This window comes from Plantactinospora sp. WMMB782 (assembly GCF_049179135.1).
Lineage (GTDB): Bacteria > Actinomycetota > Actinomycetes > Mycobacteriales > Micromonosporaceae > Plantactinospora.
In genome coordinates this window covers 6,258,823-6,274,889 of record NZ_JBMHMC010000007.1, presented here as the reverse complement: position 1 = coordinate 6,274,889, position 16,067 = coordinate 6,258,823, and the positions used below count along the sequence as shown (strand labels likewise).

12 protein-coding genes are annotated in these 16,067 nt (G+C 72.5%); 1 reads left to right on the top strand and 11 read right to left on the bottom strand.

Annotated elements, in window-relative coordinates:
• Positions 1 to 3 precede the first annotated feature (3 nt).
• From ACN28A_RS29990 to ACN28A_RS29940, 11 genes are all read right to left on the bottom strand, one after another.
• Positions 4 to 881 (bottom strand): IS5 family transposase gene (locus tag ACN28A_RS29990; protein WP_421404710.1). Its coding sequence is split into 2 segments (ribosomal slippage): positions 4 to 489 and positions 492 to 881, totalling 876 coding nucleotides; the frame shifts between segments, so codons are not numbered across the junction.
• A gap of 461 nt (positions 882 to 1,342) precedes the next feature.
• Positions 1,343 to 2,158: a class I SAM-dependent methyltransferase gene (locus tag ACN28A_RS29985; RefSeq protein ID WP_421400823.1), complete on the bottom strand. Its 816-nt coding sequence runs from the start codon at positions 2,156 to 2,158 to the stop codon at positions 1,343 to 1,345.
• Between the two features lie 136 nt (positions 2,159 to 2,294).
• A complete protein-coding gene (locus tag ACN28A_RS29980; protein ID WP_421400821.1) occupies positions 2,295 to 3,212 on the bottom strand; it encodes an ABC transporter ATP-binding protein in 918 nt (305 codons plus the stop codon).
• Positions 3,212 to 3,952 carry an ABC transporter ATP-binding protein gene (locus ACN28A_RS29975; protein WP_421400818.1) on the bottom strand — a complete coding sequence of 247 codons (741 nt, stop codon included), beginning with the start codon at positions 3,950 to 3,952 and terminating at the stop codon, positions 3,212 to 3,214. Before ACN28A_RS29975 ends, ACN28A_RS29980 begins: the two co-directional genes overlap by 1 nt.
• Positions 3,953 to 4,004: 52 nt before the next feature.
• Positions 4,005 to 5,138, bottom strand: coding sequence for a branched-chain amino acid ABC transporter permease (locus ACN28A_RS29970; RefSeq protein ID WP_421400815.1), 1,134 nt, complete (start codon positions 5,136 to 5,138; stop codon positions 4,005 to 4,007).
• A complete protein-coding gene (locus ACN28A_RS29965; protein ID WP_421400812.1) occupies positions 5,135 to 6,052 on the bottom strand; it encodes a branched-chain amino acid ABC transporter permease in 918 nt (305 codons plus the stop codon). The genes ACN28A_RS29970 and ACN28A_RS29965 overlap by 4 nt, the downstream gene beginning before the upstream one ends.
• Positions 6,049 to 7,248 (bottom strand): ABC transporter substrate-binding protein, encoded by a 1,200-nt coding sequence (locus ACN28A_RS29960; RefSeq protein WP_421400811.1) that lies wholly within the window; start codon positions 7,246 to 7,248, stop codon positions 6,049 to 6,051. The genes ACN28A_RS29965 and ACN28A_RS29960 overlap by 4 nt, the downstream gene beginning before the upstream one ends.
• Positions 7,249 to 7,470: 222 nt before the next feature.
• Entirely contained in the window at positions 7,471 to 7,848 is a 378-nt protein-coding gene (locus tag ACN28A_RS29955; protein ID WP_421404708.1) for a roadblock/LC7 domain-containing protein, read from the bottom strand.
• Between the two features lie 20 nt (positions 7,849 to 7,868).
• On the bottom strand, positions 7,869 to 10,460 hold the full coding sequence (locus ACN28A_RS29950) for a nitrate- and nitrite sensing domain-containing protein (protein WP_421400808.1): 2,592 nt from the start codon (positions 10,458 to 10,460) through the stop codon (positions 7,869 to 7,871).
• A gap of 389 nt (positions 10,461 to 10,849) precedes the next feature.
• Positions 10,850 to 11,488, bottom strand: coding sequence for a helix-turn-helix transcriptional regulator (locus ACN28A_RS29945; RefSeq protein WP_421400806.1), 639 nt, complete (start codon positions 11,486 to 11,488; stop codon positions 10,850 to 10,852).
• Positions 11,489 to 12,006: 518 nt separating this feature from the next.
• Positions 12,007 to 13,299, bottom strand: coding sequence for a cytochrome P450 (locus ACN28A_RS29940; protein ID WP_421400805.1), 1,293 nt, complete (start codon positions 13,297 to 13,299; stop codon positions 12,007 to 12,009).
• A 674-nt stretch (positions 13,300 to 13,973) separates the two neighbouring features.
• Between ACN28A_RS29940 and ACN28A_RS29935 the strand changes: the two genes are divergently transcribed.
• Positions 13,974 to 16,025 carry a M14 family zinc carboxypeptidase gene (locus tag ACN28A_RS29935; RefSeq protein WP_421404706.1) on the top strand — a complete coding sequence of 684 codons (2,052 nt, stop codon included), beginning with the start codon at positions 13,974 to 13,976 and terminating at the stop codon, positions 16,023 to 16,025.
• The last annotated feature ends 42 nt before the right edge of the window (positions 16,026 to 16,067 follow it).

The following is a 16,067-nucleotide window of genomic DNA, read 5'->3' as shown; positions in this document are numbered from 1 at the left end:
CGGTTACAGCCACTCGTTGATCGCGGCGATGTGCACGGTGGCTTCGTAGCGGACGGCGAGTTTGTCGAAGCGGGTGGCGACGGCCCGGTTGCCCTTGAGCCGGTTGATGCCGCACTCCACGGCATGACGCTGCTTGTACCGTTCGGGGTCGAAGGCCGGGGGTCGGCCGCCCTTGGACCCCAGCATGCGCCGGTTGGCGTCCTGGTCGGCTTTCGAGGGGATAGTCGCGGCGATGCCGCGTCGGCGCAGGTAGCGGCGGTTGGCCTTCGACGTGTACGCCTTGTCGGCCAGGACCCGGTCCGGGCGGGTCCGGGGTCGGCCGGCGCCGAGACGGGGCACTCGGATCCCGTCGAGCACCGCGATGAACTGCGGGCTGTCACCGCGCTGCCCGGCGGTCAACACGATCGACAACGGCTTCTGCCCCTGCTCACAGGCCAAGTGCAGCTTCGTGGTCAGCCCGCCCCGCGACCGGCCGAGCGCGTGATCGGTCGGCTCGACCATGACCCCGCCCGGCGGCTCGGCCTGCAGATCCCCCTTTTACGCGCCCCGGCAGCGTGCTGATGCGCCCGGGCGACCGTCGAGTCCACCGACACGTCCCAGACCACACGTCCGGCCGAGTCAGCAAGGGACTGCAACACGGTCAAGATCTTCGCCCAGGTCCCATCACGCTGCCAACGCCGGAACAGCCCGTACGCCGCGGCCCAGGATCCGTAGCACTCCGGAACATCCCGCCACGGAGCACCGACCCGTGTCCGCCACCTGATCCCATCAATGAGCTGCCGTTTCGTCCATTTCGACGGCCGACCTGGCCTACGCCCCGCAGGCAGCAGCGGCTCCAGCGCCACCCACTCTGCGTCGGTCAGGTCGTGCCGCCTCGCCACCGCTAGGGTGTCCACGAGGTCTCCGGTCTTCGGGTTCTGCTTGGTCGCTGAACCAGATACCGGAGACCTCGCTACACCTCGAACACCAACACGCGAAGATCCTCACCCAACAGCTCAAGCCCTGGCACCGACTTCGACACAGGCCCTAGCAGATCCGCGAGCCAGCCGACCGCACCGCCGGCCAGCCAGCCGACCGCACCGCCGGCCAGCCAGCCGACCGCACCGCCGGCCAGCCAGCCATCGCGAGCCGGCCGACCGCACCGCCGCCCGACCGCACCGCCGGCCAGGCGACCGCGACCACCGAACCCGGGCCGACGAATGTGGTGGTCCGGCGGTCGACCGCAGCGCTCCGGTCGACCGCCGGACCGGCCAGTCAGGTCGGCGGGTGTCGCGGCGGCCCGCCGCTGGGGAGGAAGCGACCGCCCTCGGCCCCGCACCGCCGCCCACTGGCGGGGAGATGGTCAGTTCACGGTGCCCGGACCCGGCCGCCGGCCCCGGGTGGAGACGAACTGGTACGACAGCGACGCGAACGCCGGATCCTTGGCGAGTTCCCGGAACCCCTCCAACTGGGTAGGCGAGAGTCCGGTGGCGAGCAGCCGGGGTTCGAGCTGCCGGGAGTTCGTCTCGTGCAGCGAGGCTCCGGTCGAGCCACCCGGCCAGCTCTGCGAGTGGGTGATGGTGTCCACGTCGATCAACCCGGCCAGCACCATCTCGGTGTGTACGTCCTGCGCCCAGGCCAGGTCGGCGCCCCGGTCCTGGAGGATGCCGAGGGTCGCCTCCATCACCTTCTGGAAGAGTTTCGCCGCGTCGTCGGTCGGGGCCGCCAGCACCCGCAACCCGGCGGTGCAGTCGAACTCCTCGACCACCAGCCAGCCGCCCGGGGCGAGCGCACCGATCAGCTCGGCGAGCACCCGCCGCCGCTCCGGAAGGTGCAGCAGGACGAGTCGGGCGTGGATGACGTCGAACGGGCCACCCTCGGGCGCACCGGTCCGCACGTCGTGCTGGCGTACCAGCAGATTGTCCGCCGGCTCCAGCCGGGACGGTTCGATGTCGGTGGCGACGACCAGGCCGGTCGGGCCGACGACCCGGGCCATGTGCCGGGCGATCGAGCCGCCGCCGGCACCCAACTCCCAGCACCTCGCGCCGGGCCGCAGCACCGGGGCGAGCCGCTCCGCCGTTATCGGGTCGAGGAACGCTTCCAGCGCGCGCATCTGCGCCTCGGCCTCCGGAGAGCGGTTGTCGAACGCGTAGCTGCTCTTGACAGGGGTGGCAGTCACGATCGGTACCTCCTTCGTGATGATCTGTCACGACGATCCGCCCAGGCGTCATCGCGCGTCGGCACCGGAGGAACGTGGGGGTACCGGTGCGGACACGAAGTCGGCGGTGCGCGGAGCGTCGGAATCCGACGGTTTCTCAGGGTGCGGATGAGGAAGCGGATGAGGAAGCGGACGTGGTCGTGGCGGAACCGGAAGAGCTGGAAGCCGCCGAGGAGTCGGAACCAGGAACGAGCGCGTCCGGGCCTCCCGTTGACCCGGAGCGAGCGGAGTCGGGTCCGGTCGGGACCGGCGACTCCTGGCCGGGCGGGACCGGTCCGGTTCCGCCCGGCGTGGCCGCGCCCGCCACACTGAGTACCGCCTCCACCGGGGCGGGGTCGGCGCGCACGGCGGCCGTCGAGTCCGCGAAGACCAGCCGGCCGTAGTCCAGCACCGCGATCCGGTCGGCGACCTCGACCGCGTGCTGGAGCTGTTGTTCGACGAGCAGGATGCACAACCCGGCCCTGGCCAGCCGGGTCACGAGTTCCCGGACCCGGGCCGCCAGGTCCGGGGCGAGCCCCTCGCCCGGTTCGTCGAGAAGCAGCACCCGGGGCTGGGTGAGCAGCGCCCGGGCGATGGCGAGCATCTGCTGCTCCCCGCCGGAGAGCTGGTTGCCCCGATGGCCCAACCGCTCGGCCAGCCGGGGAAGCAGTTCCAGCACCCCGTCGACCGTCCAGTTCGGACCGGACCGCGAGCCGCCCCGGCGGCGTAGCGAGGAGGCCAGCGTCAGGTGCTCGGCCACGGTCAGCCGGGGAAAGACCCGCCGACCCTGCGGCACCAGCCCGACCCCGGCCCGAGCCACCCGGTGCGCCGGCCGGCCGGCCAGGTCCGCGCCGTCCACCGAGACAATCCCCTGGTACGGCCGCAGCAGCCCGGCGACGGCGTGCACCAGGGTGCTCTTGCCGGCGCCGTTGCGGCCGACGAGCGCCTGCACCGTACCCGCCGGCACCTCCAGGTCGACGTCGTGCAGCACGGTGCCGCCGTCGTAACCGGCGTGCAGGCCCTGGATGCGCAGCATCACCGCACCGCCTCGGCGTACGCCCGCCGGACGGCGGGGGCGGTGCGGACCTCGTCCGGCTCGCCGGTGGCGACCAGCCGGCCGTCGTGCAGCACGGTGACCGTGTCGGCCAGGGTGTACACCAGATCCAGCCGGTGCTCCACGAGCAGCACCGACACCTCCCGGGGCAGTCCGGCCAGCAACTCGGCCAGCCGCTGCACCTCCAGCTGGGACAGCCCGGCGGCCGGCTCGTCCAGCAGCAGCAGGCGGGGACGGCCGGCCAGGGCCATCGCGATCTCCAACTGGCGCCGCTGGCCGTGCGACAGGTGACCGGCCGGAACCGCCGAGACGACGGCGAGCCCGACCCGGTCGAGCAGCGCCTCGGCGCTCTCCCGCAGCCGTCGCCGGCTCCGGCCGCCCATCGACCGGAACCCGCCGGCCCGGTGCCAGCCGGCGATCTCGACGTTCTCCCGGGCGGTCAGCGACGACCACACGGCCGGACGCTGGTGGATCCGGCCGATCCCGATCCGGGCCCTGCGGGCCGGACCGAGCCGGGTGACGTCCCGGCCGGCGAAGACGATCCGGCCGCCGTCGACCGGGGTCGCCCCGCCGATCAGGTCGAGCAGCGTCGTCTTGCCGGCGCCGTTCGGCCCGATCAGGGCGTGCCGCTCGCCGTCGGCGACCCGCAGGTCCACCCGGTCCACCGCGACCAGCGAGCCGTACCGGCGGACCACCGCCTCGGCAGTCAGCAGTGCCGTCATCGCGACTCCCCGCCGGCCGACCCGGCCGTCCGCAGTGTCGTCCGCAGTGCCGTCATCGCGACTCCCCGCCGGCTGGCCCGCCGGTGCCCACCCGGGCGGCGGCGACGGGGTCGCCCCGGGACGGGCGGCCCTGGATTCCCGTCCCGGGGCGGTCCCCCGGCCCGGTCCGGCCCCGTGAACGGGACCTGACCAGATAGGCGAGTTCGGTCGAGAAACCGGCCACGCCCCGGGGGAAGAGATAGGCGGTGAGCACGAACAGGGCACCGAGCAGCAGCGGGGCGTACCCGGGCAGCAGGCCGGAGAGCCAGTCCCGTACCGCGATCACCAGCGCGGTGCCGACGATCGCACCACCGATCGACGTCGCACCACCGATCACCACGCCGAGTAGCAGCAGCGCGGCGACGTCGAAGCCGAAGTCGGCAGGCGAGACGAACTGCTGTGCGGTGATCAGCAGCGTTCCGGCGACCCCCGCCACCGCACCCGCCCCGACGAAGGTCACCGCCAGGTAGCCGGTGACCCGGTGTCCGGAGGCCCGCATCCGGGCCTCGTCGTCCCGGCTGGCCCGCAGCAGCAGCCCTGCCGGTGTACGCAGCAACATCACCATGGCCGCTATCACCACCCCGACGACGACCAGTGTGTACAGATAGCGTGCCCGGTCGCTGGCCAGCGGAGCCATGCCCCAGACGGGCCGGATCGCCGGGATTCCGGCGAGCCCGTCGGTCCCTCCGGTGACCGAGCTCCACCGAGTGGCGGCGGTAACCGTCAGTTCACCGATGGCCAGGGTAATCATCAGGACCACCACCCCTCGGGCGTACACCACCAGAGGGACGGTGAGCAGCGCGAATAGGGCCCCGGTCGCCGCCCCGACGAGCACCTGCACCACGCCGACCGGCGAGACGTGCATGGCCACCAGGGCAGCGGCGTAGGCACCCGCGGCGTACGGGCCGGTCTGGCCGAGCGTGGGCAGCCCGGCCAGCCCGGTCAGCAGCGCCACGCTCACCCCGACCAACCCCAGCACCAGGGTGCGGGCCGCCAGCGAGGTGGTGTAGGGGTCCACCGACCAGGGGACCGCGACGGCGACGAGCAGCAGTCCCGCTCCCCCGGCCCGGGTCAACCAGCGCCGGGCGGCGGCCGGGCTCACGTCGTACCCCCGGGTCAGCCAGCGCCGGGCGGCGGCCGGGCTCACGTCGTACCCCCGGGGCGGAGCCGGAGGAACCGGCCGGGCAGCCCGCGTGCCCGGACGGCGAGCACCACGGCCATCGCCGCGAAGAGCAGGAACGGCGCGGCGGTCGGCGCCAGCGCGACGCCGAGACTCTGGATCTCGCCGACCGCGAGGGCGGCCAGCAGGGTTCCCTGGACCGATCCGAGACCGCCGAGCACCACCACGACAAGCGAGAGCAGCAGTACGGTGTCGCCGGTGGTCGGCGCCGGACCGATGATCGGGGCGCCGAGCACCCCGGCGGCCCCGGCCAGCGCGCCGGCCGCGCCGAGCACGCCGAGCCGGATCCGGGCCGGGTTCACCCCGAGACAGGCGACCATGTCGGCGTCGTCGACCGCCGCCCGGACCAGCATCCCGGCCCGGGTGCGGGCCACCGTCAGCCAGAGCAGCACCGCGATCAGCGCCGCCACCCCGATGAAGACCAGCCGGTACGCCGCGTAGCGGTAGCCGAACAGTTCCACCGGACGGTCCAGTGCGGCCGGGATGTGCACCGGCAGGCTGTCCGGGCCGAACGCGGTGACCAGCAGCGCTCCCCCGGCCAGCGCCACCCCGAAGGTGAGCAGCGCCTGGGTCAGGTGGTCCCGCCGGGCGACCGGGGCGAGCAGGCCGGCCAGCACACCGCCGGCACCGGCCGCCGCCACCGTCCCGACGCCCAGGGCGAGCAGCAGGCTGCCCCAGCCACCGTCCGTCAGCGCCGCGGCCAGGTACGCGCCGATCGCGTAGAGCAGCCCGTGCGCCAGGTTGAGGATGTTCGCCACCCCGAAGCAGAAGACCAGCCCGGAGGCGGCGACGAAGAGCAGCAACCCGTACGCGACTCCGTCCAGAGCCGGGATCACGTACGGGTCGACCGGGCCGAGGACCGGTGCCGCCTGGGCCGTCATCCGCCCACGGTCGCCAGGTCACCGACGACGGTGTTGGACAGCGCCCGGCCGTCCTGCCGGACCTGCCGCAGATACCACTTCTGCACCGGCGAGTGCGTCGTCTTGGAGAACTGCCAGGTGCCGCGTGGACTGTCGATCTGGCCGAGCCCGGCGATCGCCGTGTTGATCTCCTCCGGGGTGGGGTTGTCACCGGCCGCCGCGATCGCCTTGTCCAGCACCGCCGCCGCGTCGTAGGACGCCATCGCGTAGGTGGTCGGGGAACCGTCGTGGTCCTCCTTCCAGGCCGCCACGAACGAGCGGTTCTCGGCGTTGTCCAGGTCGGGCGAGTAGTTGAGTACGGAGTAGATGTTCCGGGCCGCCTCGCCCTGTGCGTTCAGCACCCCGCCCTCGGTCAGGAAGCCGGCGGCGTAGAGCGGCAGGTCCTTGATCTCCGACTGGGCGTACTGCTTGACGAAGTCCACCGCGGCGGTGCCGGCGTAGAAGGTGTAGACCGCCGCCGCACCCGACTCCTTGATCTTGGCGAAGTACGGCAGGAAGTTGGTGGTCTGCGGGAACGGCGTCCAGAGCGTCTTGCCGTCCGGGTTGGCCAGCTTGCCGCCGACCTCGGTGAACGTCTCGGTGAAGCCGCGCAGCTGGTCGTGCCCGCCCTGGTAGTTCGGGCCGATCGCGAAGACCTCGCCCTTGACGTTGTCCCGGACGTACTCGGCGATCGCCGCCCCGGTCTCGTCGGAGAGGTAGGAGGTGAACCAGGACCGGGAGTTGTCCTTCAGCCCGGGGTTGCCGTTGGAGCCGACGAACGGGATCTTGCCCTCGGCGAGCACCGGGGCGACCCCGGCCACCGAGCCGCCGCCGACGATGCCGGTCAGCACCTGCACCCGGTCCTGTTTGATCAGCTTCGTAGCGGCCGGTACGGCGGTCTGCGCGCCGTTGCCCTCGTCGGCCACGACCAGGTCGACCTTGTGGCCGCCGAGCTTGCCGTCGTGCATCCGCAGGTACAGCTCGAAGCCGTCGCGGATCTCGGTGCCGACGGCCTCGTAGGTGCCGGAGAGTGAGGCGAGCAGACCGATCTTTATCGTGCCCGGCGTGCCGCCGGCGTCGTCGGCGCTGTTGCAGGCGCTGCCGGCCACGGTCAACCCGAGGGCGAGCAACGCGCCGGTCAGGACGCGACGCCGGCTCGTACCGGTGGGGAAAGGCATGACTTCTCCAGTCGAGGGGGTGCGGAAGGTTGTGGGGATGAGGTGCGGGTCGTGGTGCTGGCCGCCGGGAGAGCGGAGGCGACCGGGGTGGTACGGCGGTACGGCGGGGCCGGGCCACCGGAGGGTGGGCGCCGGACCGTGCGGCAACACCGGTACGGCGACACCGGTGTGACGACACCGGTGCGGTGCGGCGGGCGGCGGGCCGGGACCGTCGGGTCGCCGTCAGCGTCCGTGTGCCACCGCGGCGCGGGCCGCCGGCGTCAGTACGTCTCCAATCCGGTTCGCCAGTTCCGTCATCTCGTAGGAGACTTTGCCGACGTCACAGGTGGGCGCCGCCAGGACCAGCAGCGAGGCACCGTCGTTGAACGCCATCGAGAACATGAAGCCGCCTTCGAGCTGGGTGACGTTGGAGATCACCGCGCCGGCCTCGAAGAAGCCGGCGGCCCCCCGCAGCAGGCTGACCAGGCCGCTGCCGGTGGCCGCGAGCTGGTCGGCCCGGTCCGGCGGCAGGTTCCGGGTCGACGCCACCATCAGGCCGTCGCTGGAGATGGCGATCGCGTGGCTGACCTCCGGGGCCCGCTCGACGAAACTGTCCAGCATCCAGCCGAGATCTCGTTGGTTCACGTGGTACTCCCTGTCGCGTCGCTTGTGGCCGAGGCGTTCACCAGCTTGGGACGGCGGGCGGCCACCCCCCGGGCGTAGGCGGCCATCGCGTTGGCCACCTCGGCCGGGTCGCGGTGCTCCGAAACCGGCTGCTGTTCGGGGGGCAGGGCAACGCCGCCCGGCACGAGGTGCCGCTGCGGTTGACGGATCGGGAGCCCGGACGAGGTGGTGGCGTTGATGTCCGGGGTGACCAGCCCGGTGGCGGCCCGCCATCCGGCGTCGCCCCGGGTCTGCCAGACCGTCGGGGCACGGCCGCCGTTGGATCCGCCGGTCCCGCCGGGCGTGTCGGCCGGCGGGCCGGCGGGTACCGGAGCGGCTTCCGCCGGGGCGACCGTGCCGTTGCCCGGCCGGGTTGCGTTGCCCGGCTGGGTCCCGTTGCCCGGCGGCGTGCCGTTGCCCGGCGGCGTGCCGAACGGAGTTCCTGAGCGGTCGGTGCGGAACCAGTTGTTGACCTGCTCGAAGATGACCAGTTCCTGGGTCGGCTCGTCACCCCGGCCGGTCCGCTGCGCCGGTGGCCGGAAGACCGAGGCGGCGGGCAGCGCCCGCTCCCCGGCCGGCCGCCGGGGCGGGCCGTTCGGGGTGGCCGTCGACCCGGTGACCGGCGCGGCGCTGCCCCGGGCCCGGCCCTCCGGCATCGCGGCGAGGCGGCCGGGGGCCAGCTGCTGGGTCTCCGGCGGGACGGGCCGGATCAGCGTCGCCGGCAGCGACACCTCGGCGATGGTGCCGAGCTTGGGGCCGGGGCGCAGCTCGACCGCCACCCCGAGCCGGCCGGCGAGCTGACCGACCACGACCAGACCCATCGCCCGGACCGCCGCCACGTCGGTCGCCGGTGGCCGGGACAGCAGGTCGTTGAGCTGTGCCAGCCGTTGCAGCGAGAGCCCCACACCCTCGTCGCTGACCTGCACGATGACCCGGTCGCCGAGGCTGCGCGCGGTCACCCACGCCTCGGTCTCCGGCGGCGAGTACGTGGTCGCGTTGTCCATCAGCTCGGCGAGCAGGTGCACCACCTCGTCGACCTTGTCGGCCGCGACCGCCACGTCCGGGTCGACGACGCCGATCCGCACCCGGGTGTAGTGCTCGATCTGCGACAGCGCAGCCTGGACGACCTTCTGCATCGGTACGTCCTCGTGGCGTACCCGGCCGACGCCCACGCCGCCGAGCACGAGCAGGCTGGCGTTGATCCGGCCCATCCGGGTCGCCAGGCTGTCCAGGGTGTAGAGCTGCTGTAGCCGCTCCGGGTCGGTCTCGTCCTGCTCGACCTTGTCCACCTGGGCCAGTACCGCGTCAACCAGCCGCTGCTCGCGGCGGCTCAGATGCACGAAGATGTCGGCGGTGTTGGCCCGCATCACCGCCTGCTCGGCGGCGGTCCGCACGGCTGCCTGGTGCACGGCGGCGAACGCCTCGCCGACCTCGCCGATCTCGTCCCCGGTGGACGCCTCCAGGGTGTTGGCGGAGGCTCGGGCCAGCGCCTCGGGATGGATGCCGGCGCTGTCCAGGCTGCGCAGTTCGGCGACCATCGCCGGCAGCTCGCTGTAGGCGACGGTGTGTGCCGCGTCCCGCAGCCGCCGCAGCCGCCGGGTGATCTGCCTGGCGACCGCCCAGGTGACGAGTACGGTCAGCAGCAGCGCGACGGTCATCGCGGCGCCCTCGGCGACGGCCCGCCAGCGCTGCTCGACCCGGGCCGCGTCCACCTCGGCCAGTACCGCGGAGTCGACCCGCTGCTGCACCTCGAAGAGCCGGGCGGCCCAGCCCTGGGTGGCTCCGATCCAGGCGTTGGTGTCGACCTCCAGCGGAGCGCCGATCTCGGCCCGGGAGACCTGGTCCTGGAGGCGTTGCAGGGTGAGCATCTCCTTGCCGCTGCCGGCCTGCTCCCACCAGACCTGCCACGGCCCGGGGGCGAGGCCGAGGAAGGCGAGGCTGGATTCGGTGAAGCCGGTCCGGGCGGCGGTGATGTCCTGTTGCATCGCCGGAGTGAGCTGGCCGGCGGCGATCGCCCGGAGCACCGCGACCTGCTGCTGGCCGAGCGACTCCGCGGTCTTCGACAGCGCGGCGGCGGCCCGGATGCCGTCGGCGACCTCGGCGGAGACGATGCCCTGGGCGATCGACTCCCGGTAGGCGAGCAGGTCCGCGATGATGATCCGGTAGCTGAACGTGGTGGCCGAGACGGCCGCGTGCGCGGCGGTCCGCACCTGGGTGCGCAGCGGCGGCAGGCCGGCCAGCGCGTTGTCGATCCGGGCCAGTACGCTGCCGGGCCCGACGGCCGGCTCGGGGGCGAGTGCGCGTTGCCGCTGGTAGCGGGCGACGATCTCGTCGGTGTCGGCGGCCTGCCGGGCGTAGGCGTCCTGTTGGCGGGAGGCGGCGGCGGTCAACAGGTCGGCGGCGGCGGCCCGTTCCCGCTGGAGCTGGTAGGCCAGCCGGCCGGCCTCGGCGCCCAGTTCGGCGAGTACGCCGAGGTCGCTGGCCTGCTCGGCCTGCCGGGCGCTGTCGGCCAGCGCCAGTCCGGCGAACCCGACCACCGCGACCAGTGGTGCGGCCACGATGATGCGCATCCGGGAGGCGATCTTCCACCCGCGCCGGCGTACGGGCTGGGGTCGGGCCGCGTGGGATCGGGTGGTCGAGGCCAAGACTCACTCCCACGGCTCGTCATCGAGAGATCTGCACCTTGCAGTTAGCAAGTCCCATTGCGCCGGACCGGCGGGTCCGGCAACAGGGTTAACCGTGGTACAAACAGCTCGTACCACTATCTGTACCCATGACCGGACGGGGAGTTACTTTCCCAGGTAGCGATGCCCGTCGAGGCCGGTGGGCAGGCCCACCGGCCGGTTCACATGCTGGTTCGCGACTCAGTGAACTCGGCACCTGAGCCGTCCGCCGGGTCCACCCGACCTACCTCCGTCCCGCGGGCCGCGACGGACCGCGACGGAGCTGGCGCGGCGATTCAGTGCCGGCGGCGCGACGCGCCCACCCGGTCCCGCCGATGGGACTCGACGGGGGACCGCCGGCCGTCGCCGGCCGGCCGGCGCGACTCGGCCGCCGACTGCCGGGACTCGCCCGCCGCCGACTGCCGGGGCTCGCCCGCCGGCAGCGGGTCGGCCGACGGGTCGGCGTCGTGCAGCCGGTGCACCTGCGCCGCGAGTCGGTGCGCCTCCTCGGTCAGCCGGTGCGCCTCCGCCGGCTGCTGCGCGGACCCGCCCGGGAAGTGCGCCCGCAACATCTGGTCGATCAGGTCCCGCAGGCCGTCGATGGCGTCCACCACGGACTGCGGATCCCCGACCGCCGGCTCCGGCTCGACCGCGCCCGGCTCCGGTCGGCCGGCCGCGGCGCCGCGCGGCCCGCGGCGCCCGTCCGCCGCGATCTGCTCGGCCGCCACCTGTGGCCAGAGCGCCTTGAGCCGCCCTCCGGTCCCGAGTACGTCGTCACAGCGCACGGCGAGCTCGTGGCTGCCGTACCGGCGGCCCGCCTCCACCGCCGCCACCGTCTCCCGGCTGAACCGCACGCGGTCGGCGAGGGCGCGCTGGGTCAACCCCTTGCGGGTACGCCAGCGGCGCAGTTCGCGCTGGAACTCTCGGGTGGCCATCGATTCTGCGGTACCTGACGACGCAGCGTCCATTTGCTCACCTTCGTTGGTCAGCGATCCGATCACCAGCACCAGATCATGAGACGCGCGGAACAGATCATGACCCGGCATTTGCCGGGGCCAATTCTTACCCTCGCAGCCACGGGTGTGAAGCCTTACGCGCCACCCGTCGTTGACGGTAAGTGAAAAACCTCGCAGGCCGAGCTACTTGACGGTAGGAAAATGATCTCCGGGTGGACGTGCCGACACTGGTTGCCCGGATTCACCCCTTCCGCCGCGACCGGCGAATGGCGACAGTCCGCAATCACCGGTCAAAGAGGCGGCACCCCGGCCGTCCCCCTACACCACGACGTCGGTCGATTGCTTGGCTGTCGTTGACAGAGTGTGACCCGGATCGACCGATCCGGCCGCCCCGGACGGACGCGACCGTCGATGTCATCCGGCCGGAGTCGTCGCCGGTCGAGTTCGACCCGGGTCGGCCACTCCGGACCCGAAATGGCCGGTGGGCACGGGATCGGCTAGGCGGCCCGGATACCGAACCCGTCTGGTGGATCTTCGTGTAGTTCCGCCGGCGCGGTGGTGATATCGACGACGGCCGGAAGGGACCGGTGCGCACGGAACGCCACATTCGGCTTGTAGACGCTTACGTGACCCGGTGCCAGACGCAGCCCCGGAATTGCCTCCGCGAGCCGCACGAGCGCGATCCGGGCCTCCAGTCGGGCCAGTGCCGCCCCGATGCAGAAATGCGGACCGTAACCGAAGGAGAGATGGTCCTGCACGTCGTCCCGGTCCGGATCGAACCGATCCGGACCGGTGAACGTCGCCGGGTCGCGGTTCGCGGCACCGACGAGGAGCAGGCACCGTTGCCCGGCGGGGATGGTGACGCCGCCGAGGGTGACCGGCCGCAGGGTCAGCCGGAGCCAGCCGTCGATGGCCGGACCGAACCGCAGTGCCTCCTCCAGGAAGGCCGGCACGGCGGCCGGATCCTCGGCGATGCGCTGCCAGCGGCCCGGTACCGACAGCGCCTGTTCCAGGCCGTGCGCGAGCAGGCCGGCGGTGGTCTCGTGCCCGGCGACGAGCAGGTTGAACGCCATGGAGGCGACCTCGGCGACGGTGAGGACCTCGTCGTCGCCGTCCCGGTAGCGCAGCGCGCGGGAGACGAAGTCGTCGCCGTCGAGGTCACCGGCGGCCCGCCGGTCGACCAGTTCCTGGCAGTAGTGCCAGAAGTCCAGCAGCCCCTGGGCCAGGCGCACCTGCTCGGCGGGGTCGGGCTGCCCCCAGACCAGCGCGATCTGGCCGTCGGCCCATCGCCGGATCCGGGTGGTGTCCCGGTCGGGTACGCCGAGGATGTCCAGCACCACGAGCAGCGGCAGCAGGGCGGTGAACTCTCCGATCAGGTCCACCACCTCCCCCGGGCGGGCGGCGATCCGGTCCACCAACTCGTCGACCCGGCGCCGCACGATCGGCCCGTACTGGGCGGCGACCCGGGGAGCCGTGTTGGCGAAGGTGGCCCGCAGCGCCCGCCGGGTACGGGTGTGTACCGGCGAGTCGGCCGCGGCCGTCGTGGGCGGCACGTCCAGGCGCATCACGATGGCCAGCGCCTCCGGGCACATCTGGTAGACCGGGGCCAACGTGAGGGCGTTGCCGAAACTGTCCGCGTCCCCGAACGCCCGCCGGACGTGTTCATGGCGACTGATCAGCCACATGCCGAGGTCCTCGGCATAGTGGACGCTCTCCGGGCGGTCCAGCAGATCCCGCCACACGGCGGCCGGATCGGTGAGATAGGTACCAGTGAACGGGCTGAGTTCCATGGCCGCCTCCTGGCGCACGCTCGGCGCGCTGTCGTAGGGTTTCGATGGCAATAGCTCACCCACCGGGAATGAGTTGCCCCGCAACTTCCAACGACATCTGGGAATCTCACGATGCGCTGCGGCAGACGCTAAGTCAAGGTATTGGTTTGTGCCATTGCATTGACGCTCGTGGACGCGCATCCGAGCTGCCCGGCCGGCGGTCGCCCGACCCTCCCGTGCAAGTTGCGCGATGCACGTTGCCGCCTGTAACGCCGACCGGCCGACCGTCACCCCGAGTCACCGCAACCGGCCGGACCGACCCGCGCATCCCGGTGGCGGAGCCGCTTCTGCGGGACACCGGGGCACCGTCCAGAAAGGATCTGGATAATCACCCTGAAACACCGCAGCCTGAGCGATGGTTAGGGTCGATGGTCGCCAATACCTAACAGCCGCTCGAACACATGCGACCCGCCGGAAACACGAACGTTCCGAAGATGTTCACCCGTGCGACGTCGAACGACCGGGACACGGTCCTCCGACACCTCCGGGCCTTGACAGGAGTCGATCAACCCACTGGTGTGGAAGCACTCAACTCGACGACCGTCAGGAGGTCCAAGTTGGCCAGACACTGGTGGACGGCCACCGCCGCCACGCTGGTCCTGACCGCGGCCACGCTCGGCAACCCCGCAGCGGGCATGGCCGCACCCGACGCCGCGCCCCCGGGCGCGGCCGCCCCGACCACCCTCGCCGACGACGAGACCGCCCTGGTCCGCGTCCAACTCCGCGACGAGGCCCAGTTCCGGCAGCTTCTCGCCGAGGGCGCCGACATCGCCAACCGGCCCCGGCACCGGGACGGACAGCTCCTCGCCGACCTGGTGCTGACCGGCCGGCAACTGGCGGCACTCACCGCGCAGGGTGCGGTGGCCCGGCAGGTGGTGCAGCGCGACGGCGACGCCGCCCGGCACTACGCCGAGAGCGTCCGCGCCGCGCAGGCGCGCGGCACCGCCGTCGCCGCCGTCGACACGCTGCACTTCCTCCAGGCGTACTGGTGGACCAGCGGAGGGCGGACCTTCCTACAGACCCAGGTGGCCACCACCGCCGCCGAGGACCCGGACGTCGAGATCACGGTGAACTGGCGTACCGCCGACGGCACCACCGGCAGCTTCCCGCTGGTCCGGTTCTCCGACGCGGGCGAGTACCAGTACCACTACGCGCAGCCGCAGCGGTTGCCGGCCCGGCCGACCCAGGTGACCGCCACCTCCAGCCTCGGCGGGACCGCCCGGCCGACCACCCCGGCGAAGTGGCCGAACGCCACCCCACCGGCGCTGCCCGAGGGCTACCAGTCCGACTTCGTCGACGCGTACGTCACGCCAGTCGACGTGCAGGCCCGGATCAAGCGGCTGGCCCGGCAGTACCGGAGTCTGGTGGACGTGATCGACCTGCCGAACCGGACCCAGGGCTACCGGCGCACCGCCGCCGGCTACCTCGGCGACCCGACCAGCGCCGCCGTGGTGGTCGAGTCCGTGAAATTCGGCGACCAGAACATGAACGGCGTGCAGGTCCGCACCGTCGACCCCGGCCGGGCCGACCGCCCGCTCTCGGCCAGCTACCGGGACCGGGTGCTCACCATCTCGCTGGCCACCGACGCGGCGGGGAAGACGGTCAGCACCACCGACGAGGTGGCCGCGCTCGTCTCCGCCCGCTTCCCGCAGCGGTTCTCGGCGTTCGTGGAGAACGGCTCGGCCGGGCTGCCGATGCCGGTCGCCGGCCCGGTACGCCTGGACGACGGCCTGCAGGGCGCCGAGGTGCCGAAGAAGCCGTGGACGGTGCAGGCGCTGCGGATCGGCGTACACCGGGACGGGTCGCGGATCGGCGTGCTGGCGTACTCGCAGGAACACGCCCGGGAGTGGGCCACCCCGCTGGTCACGCTGGAATTCGCCGAGCGGCTGCTGGCGAACGCCGGCACCGACCCGGCGACCCGGGAGCTGCTGGAGGCGGTCGACGTCTTCGTCGTCCCGACGGTGAACCCGGACGGGGCGAACTACTCGTTCCACGACGCCAACTTCCAGCGCAAGAACCTGGTCAACCACTGCACCGGGGCACAGCGCGACCCGGTGAACCGGAACTCGTGGGGCGTCGACGTCAACCGGAACTACACGGTCGGCTCGCTCTTCGACGGGTACGCCGGGGCCAGCACCAACTGCCTCTCCGGCACGTACGCCGGCACCGGTGAACTCTCCGAACCGGAGAGCCGCAACGTGGTCGACCTGGCCAAGGCGCACCCGAACATCAGGTTCGCGATGAACGTGCACAGTTACGGCGGCTACTTCATGTGGCCGCCGGGCGCCTACCAGGCGCAGGGGCGGATCCCGCTGCCCCGCCCGTCGATCGACGAGTCGAAGATGTTCCTGGACAGCGCCCGGCGGATCGTCTCGGCGATCGCCAGCCACCGGGGCACCGTCACCTGGCCGTCCCAGACCGGTCCGGTGGCCGACGTGCTCTACTCCGCCGCCGGCAACTCCGCCGACCAGCTCTACTACGAGCTGGGCATCTTCGCCTGGGACTTCGAGGTCGGCAACGACATCTGGAACGAGCAGACCGGCGAGTGGGAGGCGGTCGGCTTCCAACCACCCTTCGCCGAGGCGCACGCCGAGTCGCAGGAGTACGCCAGCGGCCTGGTCGAGCTGCTCCGGGTGGCCCGGGACTACGCCGCCGAGCAGGAGGAGGACCGGCGACGCGCGTCCTGAGCGACTGACCGGCGCTGACGGTCCCCTGGCGCGGCCGAAGGG